This window comes from Streptomyces sp. NPDC059524 (assembly GCF_042749255.1).
GTDB lineage: Bacteria > Actinomycetota > Actinomycetes > Streptomycetales > Streptomycetaceae > Streptomyces > Streptomyces xanthii.
The window spans coordinates 27120-36957 of the sequence record NZ_JBHYTK010000004.1 but is presented as its reverse complement, the minus strand read 5'-3'; the positions used below and the strand labels follow the sequence as shown (position 1 = coordinate 36957).

The following is a 9838-nucleotide window of genomic DNA, read 5'->3' as shown; positions in this document are numbered from 1 at the left end:
CCCGCGCCCCTGGAGGCGCACTTCGTGCGGCCTCAGGGGTCTGATGGTCGCGCCCCGCGGCGGAGCCGCTGATCGGGTACAGCCCCGCGCCCCTGAAGGCGCACTTCGTGCGGCCTCAGGGGGTGAGCTGGTCGCGCCCCGCGGTGGAGTCGCTGACGGGTGCGGCCCCGTGCCCCTCGTGAAGGGCGTCAAAAAGGGCCCGCACCTGTTGGTGCGGGCCCTCTTCGGTCTGTGGCGGGTTGCGTTACGCCGTCGCGCAGGACGGGCACAGGCCCCTGTATGTGACCTCCACGTCCGAGATCGTGAAGCCGAAGCGCTCCGAGTCGGGGAGGTCGGTCAGCGGGTTCCCGCTGGGGTGGACGTCGCGGATCTGGCCGCACTGGGCGCAGACCAGGTGCTGATGCGGGCGGTGCGCGTTCGGGTCGTAGCGCTTCGCGCGCTTGTCCGTGGCGACCTCGATGACCTCGCCGAGCGAAACCATCTCACCCAGGGTGTTATAGACCGTGGCACGCGAGATCTCGGGCAGCTTGGCGACGGCGCGCGAGTGCACCTCGTCGGCGGTCAGGTGCACGTGATCCCCGTCGAGGACCTCGGCCACGACGCGCCGCTGCGCGGTCATCCGCCAGCCGCGTCCGCGCAGTCGTTCCAACAGGTCACTCATGTAGACCAGCCTAACAGTCGGGGGACCAGGTCCCGAACGGGCGTAACCTTGGAGTATTGCTTGACTTAGACATTGTCCATTGTAGGATCAAGCTCGGCTCAGGCCAAGCGACAGGACAACTCCGGAAGGGCCCGCAATGTCCGAGAACCATGAAGCGATCGTCACCGACCCGAAAGCGGAGGGCACGGGTGGTTGCCCCGTTGCGCACGGGCGAGCGGCCCACCCGACCCAGGGCGGCGGAAACCGCCAGTGGTGGCCGGAGCGGCTCAATCTGAAGATCCTCGCGAAGAACCCCGCGGTGGCGAACCCGCTGGGTGAGGACTTCGACTACGCGGAGGCCTTCAAGGCCCTCGACCTCCCGGCCGTCAAGCGGGACATCGCCGAGGTGCTCACCACCTCCCAGGACTGGTGGCCGGCCGACTTCGGCAACTACGGCCCGCTGATGATCCGTATGGCCTGGCACAGCGCCGGCACGTACCGCATCAGCGACGGCCGCGGCGGCGCCGGTGCCGGTCAGCAGCGCTTCGCGCCCCTGAACAGCTGGCCGGACAACGCGTCCCTGGACAAGGCCCGCCGTCTGCTGTGGCCGGTCAAGAAGAAGTACGGCAAGTCCATCTCGTGGGCCGACCTCATGATCCTCACGGGCAACGTGGCGCTGGAGACGATGGGCTTCAAGACCTTCGGCTTCGCCGGCGGCCGCGTGGACGAGTGGGAGCCGGACGAGGACGTCTACTGGGGCCCCGAGACCGAGTGGCTCGGCGACGAGCGCTACACGGGCGACCGTGAGCTGGAGAACCCGCTCGCCGCGGTCCAGATGGGTCTCATCTACGTGAACCCCGAGGGGCCGAACGGGAACCCGGACCCGATCGCCGCCGCCCGCGACATCCGCGAGACGTTCCGCCGTATGGCGATGAACGACGAGGAGACCGTCGCCCTGATCGCCGGTGGTCACACCTTCGGCAAGACCCACGGCGCCGGCCCGGCCGACGCGGTGGCCGCCGACCCCGAGGCCGCTCCCATGGAGCAGCTGGGCCTCGGCTGGAAGAGCAGCTACGGCACGGGTGTCGGCAAGGACGCGATCACGTCCGGCCTGGAGGTCACCTGGACCACCACCCCGACCCAGTGGAGCAACGGGTTCTTCAAGAACCTCTTCGAGTACGAGTACGAGCTCACCCAGAGCCCGGCCGGTGCCAACCAGTGGGTGGCCAAGGACGCCGAGGCGACCGTCCCGGACGCCTTCGACCCGTCGAAGAAGCACCTCCCGACGATGCTCACCACGGACCTCTCGCTGCGCTTCGACCCGATCTACGGGCCGATCTCGCGCCGCTTCTACGAGAACCCGGAGGAGTTCGCGGACGCCTTCGCCCGCGCCTGGTACAAGCTGACGCACCGTGACATGGGCCCGGTCGTCCGCTACCTGGGCCCGGAGGTCCCCTCCGAGGTGCTGCTGTGGCAGGACCCGCTCCCGGCGCGCGAGGGCGAGCTGCTCGGCGCCGCCGAGATCGCCGCGCTCAAGGAGGACGTGCTCGGCTCCGGCCTCTCGGTCGCGCAGCTGGTCTCCACCGCCTGGGCCTCGGCGTCCTCCTTCCGCGGCAGCGACAAGCGCGGCGGTGCCAACGGCGCCCGTATCCGCCTGGAGCCGCAGCGCAACTGGGAGGTCAACAACCCGGACGAGCTGTCCCAGGTCCTCAGCAAGCTCGAGGGCATCCAGCAGGCGTTCAACGCCAAGGGCGGCAAGCAGGTCTCCCTGGCCGACCTGATCGTGCTCGCGGGCACCGCGGCCGTCGAGAAGGCGGCCAAGGACGGCGGCGTCGAGGTCGAGGTCGGCTTCACGCCGGGCCGTGTCGACGCGACGCAGGAGCAGACGGACGTGGAGTCCTTCTCCGCGCTCGAGCCCTCCGCCGACGGCTTCCGCAACTACGTGGGCAAGGGCAACCGCCTGCCCGCCGAGTTCCTGCTGCTCGACAAGGCGAACCTGCTCACCCTGAGCGCCCCCGAGCTGACCGTCCTCGTCGGCGGCCTGCGCGTCCTGGGGACCAACCACGGCCAGTCGAAGCACGGCGTCCTCACGGAGCGCCCGGGCACGCTGACGAACGACTTCTTCGTCAACCTGCTCGACCTCGACACCCAGTGGAAGTCCACGTCCGAGGCGCAGGACGAGTTCGAGGGCCGCGACGCCTCCGGTGCGGTCAAGTGGACCGGCACCCGCGCCGACCTGGTCTTCGGTTCCAACTCGGAGCTGCGTGCCGTCGCCGAGGTCTACGCGAGCGACGACGCCAAGGAGAAGTTCGTGAAGGACTTCGCCGCGGCCTGGACCAAGGTCATGGACCTGGACCGGTTCGAGGTCTGATCGCCGCCTCCGTGCCGCCGCCCCCACGGGGGTGAACGCTTCGGCAGGCGCCCGGTGAAGGCCGCGGTCATGGCCCTTCGCGGCTGAACCCCCGGGCGCCCGCCGAGAGACGGGAGGGCCGGTTCCCCACGGGGAGCCGGCCCTCTTTGTCGTGCGTGCTGTCGGGCCGTAGTGCCGTCGCGCAGGGGCGTACGGCGTCAGGCGAGGTCGTGAGCCAGGCGCCGGGCCGGGGCCCAGGCGCGGATGATGTCGCGGACGGAGACGATGCCGACCGGCTCGCGCCCGTCGAGCACGATCAGATGCCGGAAGCCGCCGTGCGCCATCGCCTGGGCGGCGTCCTCCAGGGTCCACGCCGGGGTGGCGAAGACGACGTCGGTGGTGGTGTGGGTGCCCGCGGTCTCGTGATCGGGATTCTGGTCGAGGCCGAGGGAGTTGAGGACGTCGCGCTCGGTGAGGATGCCGATGCCGCAGCCGTCGGGGTCGAGGACCACGGCGGCGCCGACGCGGCGCGCGGACATCAGCCGGGCCGCCTGGCGCAGGGTGTGAGTGGGGCCGATGGTGAGGACCATCGTGCTCATGGCGTCACGGACGAGCATGAAGAGAGCCGCCTTCCTGTGTGAGCCACCTGTGGCACCGCCCTGCCGCTGCCGGCGGTGACCGGAGCGGCAAAGAGAAGCGATTCACAAGTTCACAAGTGGGGGGACTCTCAATGTGGCAGGTAAAGGGGGAGTCAACAAGGGGGCGCGGGAAGCGACTTGCGGCGCGCGGGGAGCGGGACCGGCTCAGTGCAGGTAGCTGAGCATCTCGTCGTGGAGCAGTCCGTTCGACGCCGCCGCGTTGCCGCTGTGCGGGCCCGGACGGCCGTCGAGGCCGGTGAACGAGCCGCCCGCCTCGGTCACGATGATCGCGTTCGCCGCCATGTCCCACAGGGAGAGCTCCGGCTCCGCGCACAGGTCCACCGAACCCTCGGCGACCATCATGTACGGCCAGAAGTCGCCGTAGCCGCGCGTGCGCCACACCGTGCGGGTCAGGTCCAGGAACCCGTTGAGCCGGCCCTGCTCCTCCCAGCCCGACAGCGAGGAGTACGCGAACGAGGCGTCGGCCATACGGCCCACCTTCGACACGTGCAGCCGGGACGCCGAGGTCAGGCTGCGGCCCGTGTACGCGCCCGCGCCCTTCGCCGCCCACCAGCGGCGCCCGAGCGCGGGAGCCGACACGACGCCGACGACCGGCTGGTAGCCGCCCTCGCCGGCCTCCATGAGGGAGATCAGCGTCGCCCAGACCGGGACGCCGCGCACGTAGTTCTTGGTGCCGTCGATCGGGTCGATCACCCAGCGGCGCGGGCCCGTGCCCTCGATGCCGTACTCCTCGCCGAGGACCGCGTCGCGCGGCCTGGCCCGCTGGAGGTTGCCGCGGATCAGCTCCTCGGCGGCCTTGTCGGCCTCGCTCACCGGCGTCATGTCCGGCTTGGTCTCCACCTTCAGGTCGAGAGCCTTGAACCGGTCCATCGTCGCGGCGTCGGCGACGTCGGCGAGGACGTGGGCGAGACGCAGATCATCGAGGTAGTCGGGCATGAGTGCACAGTATCGATCGTGGTGGACCCCCGGCCACAGCGCCCGGCCCGCACGTGCGCTCGCCCCCTGTCCGTACCAGACATATGGGGCGCAACCCCTTGACGGAGCGGACAAGACCGTCAAGTCTGGCGAAACGAACCGTACGGACCCGGCGGCCCCGGGGAGGCGACGATGCCCGCAGCCAGGGAATCACTGTTGGACGCGGCCGGTGCGGCGCTCGGCCGGCGGCCCTGGTCGGCGGTGCGGATGGTGGACGTCGCGGCCGCCGCCTCGGTGTCGCGCCAGACCCTCTACAACGAGTTCGGCAGCAAGGACGGCCTGGCCCGCGCCCTGGTGCGGCGCGAGACCGACCTCTACCTCACCGGCGCCGACCGCGCGCTGCGCGAGGGCGGCTTCGAGGCGCTCGCCGCGTGGACCTCCGAGGCGGCCCGGCGCAGTCCGCTGACGCGGGCCGTGCTCACCGGCTGCTGGAGCGAACGGCTCCCCGCGATCGACCTCGCCGCCGCGCCGCACGTCTCCGGGGTCCCCGCGCAGCGCCGCGCCGACGGCCCCCTGCCGGGCCCCGCCGAGCTCGTGGCCGCCGTACGGGACCGGGCCGCGGCCCTGCTCGGCAGACCCGCCGGCGAGTGCGAACTCGCCGTGCGGATCGCGCTGTCATGGGTGGTGGCGCCGGCGGGCGAGGCGGACCTGGCCCGCCTGCTGCGCACCAGAGCGGCCTGAGGCCGACCGGGGCGGAGGATCAGTGCGCCGAGCCGGAGAGCTGGAGGCCGATGACCCCCGCGATGACGAGACTGATGGACACGATCTTGAGCGTGGAGACGACGTCGCCGAGGAAGACCATCCCGTAGATCGCCGTGCCCGCCGCGCCGATGCCGGTCCAGACGGCGTACGCGGGCCCCACGTCGAGCTTCTTCAGGGAGAGCGTCAGCAGACCGAAGCTGCCCAGGGCGAACGAGGCGAACGCGACCGTCGGCCACAACCGCGTGAAGCCGTGCGAGAGCTTGAGGCACACGGCGAAACCGGTCTCCAGGATCCCCGCCACGATGACCAGCAGCCACGCCATGTGAGTCTTCCTCCCGTGTCCCGCTGATCCGGTACGGCGATCGATCCCGTACGGGGATTATGCCTTTACCGGTGGGGCCGGGCAGCAAACAACGGCGAGGTCAGTCGCCCTCGCGGCGCTCGCGCGTCGCGAGCAGCCGGCGCAGCGAGTACAGCCGCGCGGGATCCGCGTGCCCCGCCTCCACCCAGGCGTCGAGCGCGCAGTCCGGCTCGTCGTGGCTGCACGCGCGCGGGCAGTTCTCCGTGCCGGACTCCAGATCCGGGAAGGCGTGGATGACGCGCGAGGGATCCACATGGTGCAGGCCGAACGACCGCACGCCCGGAGTGTCGACCACCCAGCCCGCGTCGCCCGACAGCGGCAGCGCGAGCGCCGAGGTCGTCGTGTGCCGGCCGCGGCCCGTGACCGCGTTGACATGACCCGTCGTACGCCGCCGGTCGTCCGGCACCAGCGCGTTGACCAGCGTCGTCTTGCCCACGCCGGAGTGCCCGACGAACGCCGTCACCTTCCCGTCGAGCTGCTCGCGCACCCGCGCCACGGCCGTCCCGTCCTCCAGCTCGGCGCGGCTCGTCACCACGTACGGGATGTCGAGGTCGCCGTACAGGTCGAGCAGCTTGTCCGGCGGGGCCAGGTCGGACTTGGTCAGGACGAGCAGCGGCGAGAGGCCGCCGTCGTACGCCGCCACGAGACAGCGGTCGATCATGCGCGGGCGCGGCTCGGGGTCGGCGAGCGCGGTGACAATGGCGAGCTGGTCCGCGTTGGCCACGACGACGCGCTCGTACGGGTCGTCGTCGTCCGCGGTGCGGCGCAGCACCGAGGTGCGCTTCTCGATGCGCACGATGCGCGCGAGCGTGTCCTTCTTGCCGGACAGATCACCGACGACCGCGACCCGGTCCCCGACGACCGCGGCCTTGCGGCCCAGCTCACGGGCCTTCATCGCGGTCACGGGGGTGTCGTCGATGAGGACGGTGAGCCGCCCCCGGTCCACGGTGAGGACCATGCCCTCGGCCGCGTCCTCGTGCTTGGGCCGGATGTTCGTCCGCGGCCGGTTCCCCTTGCGGTTGGGGCGCTGGCGGATGTCGTCCTCGTCGGTGTGCTTGCCGTAGCGGCGCATCGCGGTGTTCCCTACGCCCCGAGGCCGTCCGACCCGAGCATGGCGGTCCACATGTCGGGGAAGTCGGGCAGCGTCTTCGCGGTCGTCGCCACGTTCTCGATCTGCACCCCTTCCACGGCCAGGCCGATGATCGCGCCCGCCGTCGCCATGCGGTGGTCGTCGTACGTGTGGAAGACGCCGCCGTGCAGCCGGCGCGGGCGGATGTGCAAGCCGTCGGCGGTCTCGGTGACGTCACCGCCCAGCTCGTTGATCTCCTTGGTGAGCGCGGCCAGGCGGTCCGTCTCGTGCAGGCGCAGGTGCGCGACGCCGCGCAGTGTGGACGGGCCGTCGGCCAGCGCGGCGACCGCCGCGATGCCCGGGGTCAGCTCGCCGACCTCGCCCAGGTCCACGTCGATGCCGTGGATCTTGCCCGAGCCGGTGAACTCCAGGCCCCGCGCGGTCAGTTCGCAGGAGCCGCCCATCTGCGTGAAGATGTCGCGCAGCGCGTCGCCGGGCTGCGTCGTGTGCGCCGGCCAGTCGGGGATCGTGACCTTGCCGCCGGTGATCAGGGCGGCCGCCAGGAACGGCTGCGCGTTCGACAGGTCCGGCTCGATCGTGATGTCCCGGCCGAGCAGGGCGCCCGGCGTGACCCGCCACACGTTCGCCTCGCCGCCCGACTCCGGGGTGTCGACCTGGGCGCCGACCGCGCGCAGCATGTCGACCGTCATCCGGATGTGCGGCATCGAGGGCAGCGTCGAGCCGGTGTGCCGGACCTCCACCCCCTGGTTGAAGCGCGGGGCCGAGAGGAGCAGCGCGGAGACGAACTGGGAGGACGACGACGCGTCGATCTCGACCGTGCCGCCGTCGAGCGCCCCGCCGCCCTGCACGGTGAGCGGCAGCGCACCGCGGCCCTCGTCCTCGATCCGGGCGCCGAGGGCGCGCAGCGCGTCGATCACGCCGTGCAGCGGGCGCTCGTACGAACGGGGGTCGCCGTCGAAGCGGATCGGCCCGTCGGCGAGCGTGGCGACCGGGGGCAGGAAGCGCATGACCGTGCCCGCGTTGCCCACGTCGACCGTGGCCGGGCCGTGGAGGCGGCCGGGGATGACCCGCCAGGCCTCACCGGAACCGTCCGGGCCTACGCCCTCCTCGATGCCGACGCCCATGGCGCGCAGGGCGCCCGCCATCAGCACGGTGTCGCGCGAGCGCAGCGGGCGGCGCAGCCAGCCCGGCTCGGCGGCGAGCGCGGCCAGCACCAGCGCCCGGTTGGTGACGGATTTGGACCCCGGCACCTGGACCGTCGCGTCGACGGCTCCGCTCGCGAGAGGGGCGGGCCACAGGGCGGTGTGCGCGGGGTTCGACGTCATGCCCTTTACTTTAGTGGGCCCGCGTGGACCCACCTGTTCACAGGCCGAGCAGCCAGCGCCCGCCGCCGAGCAGCGAGCACAGCGACACCGCGTGGAAGAAGAAGAACCACATCGCCGCCGGCACGTGCGTGAGCCGCGCCAGCTGGTCCGCGTCCGAGTCCCCGGCCCCGCCGCGGCGCCGCTTGGACTGCAGCTCGAACGCCGGGCGCACCCCGCCGAGCAGCAGGAACCACACCACCACGTACGCGAACGCCGCCTGCACCTGCGGGCCCGCCAGCCAGGACACCAGCAGGAACGTGCCGCCGGTGACCACCACCGTGAGCACCCCGTACGCGTTCCTGATCATCACCAGCATCACGATCAGCAGGGCCGTCGCCAGCCAGAGCAGCAGCGTGATGTGGCCCTCGCCGAGCAGCGCGGCGCCGCCCAGGCCGAGCAGCGGCGGGGCCGTGTAGCCCGCGGCCGCCGTCAGGACCATGCCGAGGCCGGTCGGCTTGCCCCGGCTGACCGTGAGGCCGCTGGTGTCCGAGTGCAGCCGGATGCCGTCGAGGCGGCGGCCCATCAGGAGCGCGACCAGTCCGTGGCCGCCCTCGTGGGCGATCGTGATCGCGTTGCGCGACAGGCGCCACACGGCGTGCGGGACGATCGCGACGAGCGCGAGGACGCCGGCGGCGATCACCACCCACTCCTGCGGGTCGGACTGGGTCCCGGTGATCCGGTCCCAGAGGCTGGCGTCCATGTTCGGTGCGGCTCCCGTTCGTCTGCGGCGTTCTGGCACTGTGGCACGTATGTGCGGACGGTATGCATCCAGTCGTGGGCCCGAGGATCTCGCAGAAGTCTTTGAGATCGAGCGGTGGGAGCCGGAGGAGGCTCTCGAGCCCGACTACAACGTGGCCCCCACCAAGGAGGTCTACGTGGTGCTCGACCGTCCTCTGAAAGACGCCGCGGACCGCCGGCCGGTTCGCCAGCTGCGCAAGCTGAAGTGGGGGCTCGTGCCGTCCTGGGCCCGGACGCCCGAGGGTGCCGCCCGCATGATCAACGCCCGCGCGGAGACGCTGCACGAGAAGCCGTCCTTCAAGCAGGCCTTCGCCGCGCGGCGCTGCATCGTGCCCGCCGACGGCTATTACGAGTGGGTGACCGGGGCCGCCGAGCGCGACCTGGAGGTCGAGGGCAAGAAGAAGCGGGCGCGCAAGCAGCCGTACTTCGTGACGCCGGCCGACGGGTCGGTCTTCGCCATGGCCGGGCTGTACGAGTTCTGGCGGGACCGGACGCTGCCGGACGCGCATCCGGCGGCCTGGTGGGTGACGTGCTCGGTGATCACCACCGAGGCGGAGGTCGCTCCGCTGGGGGTCGCGCCGGAGGAGGGGCCGCGTTCGCTCGCCGAGATCCATCCCCGGATGCCGTTGATGCTGACGCCTGACCGGTGGGATGCGTGGCTGGATCCGGCGCGGGCCGATCCGGGGGAGTTGCAGGGGCTGTTGGCTCCGCCGCCGGAGGGGCTCATGCGCGCGTACCCGGTCGCGACGGCCGTCAGCAACGTCCGCAACAACGGGCCCGAGCTTCTGAAGGAGCTGGACGGGCCGGAAGTCGGCACGCTGTTCTGAGGCGGGGGCGCGCCTTCTCGTCTGCCGGGTGCGGTTGTTCGGCGGGTGCGGGTCGGTGGGGGCTGGTCGCGCAGTTCCCCGCGCCCCTGGAAGGCATTGGGGGTGGCCGCGCCCACCCCCCCGGTAATGGGG

At 71.7% G+C, this 9838-nt stretch carries 10 protein-coding genes; 3 read left to right on the top strand and 7 right to left on the bottom strand.

What is annotated here, in order from left to right; translation table 11 throughout:
* Positions 1-244: 244 nt before the first annotated feature.
* Complete coding sequence (locus ACFW9D_RS01675) at positions 245-661, bottom strand: Fur family transcriptional regulator (protein WP_188336964.1); 417 nt, start codon at positions 659-661, stop codon at positions 245-247.
* A gap of 136 nt (positions 662-797) precedes the next feature.
* Here ACFW9D_RS01675 and katG point away from each other — a divergent pair, with 136 nt between their 5' ends.
* Positions 798-3011, top strand: a complete 2214-nt coding sequence (katG, locus tag ACFW9D_RS01670; protein WP_384616671.1) for a catalase/peroxidase HPI — start codon at positions 798-800, stop codon at positions 3009-3011.
* 197 nt (positions 3012-3208) lie between these two features.
* Here the strand turns inward: katG and ACFW9D_RS01665 are convergent, their stop codons facing one another.
* Both ACFW9D_RS01665 and hisN read right to left on the bottom strand, forming a co-directional pair.
* On the bottom strand, positions 3209-3607 hold the full coding sequence (locus tag ACFW9D_RS01665; protein ID WP_188336962.1) for a cyclic nucleotide-binding/CBS domain-containing protein: 399 nt from the start codon (positions 3605-3607) through the stop codon (positions 3209-3211).
* A gap of 186 nt (positions 3608-3793) precedes the next feature.
* A complete protein-coding gene (gene hisN / locus ACFW9D_RS01660) occupies positions 3794-4585 on the bottom strand; it encodes a histidinol-phosphatase (RefSeq protein ID WP_188336961.1) in 792 nt (263 codons plus the stop codon).
* A 171-nt stretch (positions 4586-4756) separates the two neighbouring features.
* Here hisN and ACFW9D_RS01655 point away from each other — a divergent pair, with 171 nt between their 5' ends.
* The gene (locus ACFW9D_RS01655) at positions 4757-5305 is read left to right on the top strand and encodes a TetR/AcrR family transcriptional regulator (RefSeq protein ID WP_384616669.1); all 549 of its coding nucleotides are present in this window, start codon (positions 4757-4759) and stop codon (positions 5303-5305) included.
* A 19-nt stretch (positions 5306-5324) separates the two neighbouring features.
* Here the strand turns inward: ACFW9D_RS01655 and ACFW9D_RS01650 are convergent, their stop codons facing one another.
* The 4 genes from ACFW9D_RS01650 to ACFW9D_RS01635 all read right to left on the bottom strand — a co-directional run bounded on the left by ACFW9D_RS01650 (position 5325) and on the right by ACFW9D_RS01635 (position 8841).
* Positions 5325-5648 carry a multidrug efflux SMR transporter gene (locus ACFW9D_RS01650; protein ID WP_188336959.1) on the bottom strand — a complete coding sequence of 108 codons (324 nt, stop codon included), beginning with the start codon at positions 5646-5648 and terminating at the stop codon, positions 5325-5327.
* Positions 5649-5748: 100 nt separating this feature from the next.
* On the bottom strand, positions 5749-6759 hold the full coding sequence (gene rsgA, locus ACFW9D_RS01645; RefSeq protein ID WP_384616667.1) for a ribosome small subunit-dependent GTPase A: 1011 nt from the start codon (positions 6757-6759) through the stop codon (positions 5749-5751).
* A gap of 11 nt (positions 6760-6770) precedes the next feature.
* Positions 6771-8102, bottom strand: a complete 1332-nt coding sequence (gene aroA, locus ACFW9D_RS01640; protein WP_188336957.1) for a 3-phosphoshikimate 1-carboxyvinyltransferase — start codon at positions 8100-8102, stop codon at positions 6771-6773.
* Positions 8103-8139: 37 nt separating this feature from the next.
* Positions 8140-8841, bottom strand: coding sequence for a M50 family metallopeptidase (locus ACFW9D_RS01635; RefSeq protein WP_384616665.1), 702 nt, complete (start codon positions 8839-8841; stop codon positions 8140-8142).
* A gap of 49 nt (positions 8842-8890) precedes the next feature.
* Between ACFW9D_RS01635 and ACFW9D_RS01630 the strand changes: the two genes are divergently transcribed.
* Complete coding sequence (locus ACFW9D_RS01630; protein ID WP_384616664.1) at positions 8891-9706, top strand: SOS response-associated peptidase; 816 nt, start codon at positions 8891-8893, stop codon at positions 9704-9706.
* Positions 9707-9838 lie beyond the last annotated feature (132 nt).

What these genes read in the sequence shown, in the direction of transcription:
- rsgA (WP_384616667.1), bottom strand. Translation starts at nt 6,759, where the DNA reads ATGCGCCGCTACGGCAAGCACACCGACGAGGACGACATCCGCCAGCGC.
- ACFW9D_RS01630 (WP_384616664.1), top strand. Translation starts at nt 8,891, where the DNA reads ATGTGCGGACGGTATGCATCCAGTCGTGGGCCCGAGGATCTCGCAGAA.
- ACFW9D_RS01650 (WP_188336959.1), bottom strand. Translation starts at nt 5,648, where the DNA reads ATGGCGTGGCTGCTGGTCATCGTGGCGGGGATCCTGGAGACCGGTTTC.
- ACFW9D_RS01675 (WP_188336964.1), bottom strand. Translation starts at nt 661, where the DNA reads ATGAGTGACCTGTTGGAACGACTGCGCGGACGCGGCTGGCGGATGACC.
- ACFW9D_RS01665 (WP_188336962.1), bottom strand. Translation starts at nt 3,607, where the DNA reads ATGCTCGTCCGTGACGCCATGAGCACGATGGTCCTCACCATCGGCCCC.
- hisN (WP_188336961.1), bottom strand. Translation starts at nt 4,585, where the DNA reads ATGCCCGACTACCTCGATGATCTGCGTCTCGCCCACGTCCTCGCCGAC.
- ACFW9D_RS01655 (WP_384616669.1), top strand. Translation starts at nt 4,757, where the DNA reads ATGCCCGCAGCCAGGGAATCACTGTTGGACGCGGCCGGTGCGGCGCTC.
- aroA (WP_188336957.1), bottom strand. Translation starts at nt 8,102, where the DNA reads ATGACGTCGAACCCCGCGCACACCGCCCTGTGGCCCGCCCCTCTCGCG.
- katG (WP_384616671.1), top strand. Translation starts at nt 798, where the DNA reads ATGTCCGAGAACCATGAAGCGATCGTCACCGACCCGAAAGCGGAGGGC.
- ACFW9D_RS01635 (WP_384616665.1), bottom strand. Translation starts at nt 8,841, where the DNA reads ATGGACGCCAGCCTCTGGGACCGGATCACCGGGACCCAGTCCGACCCG.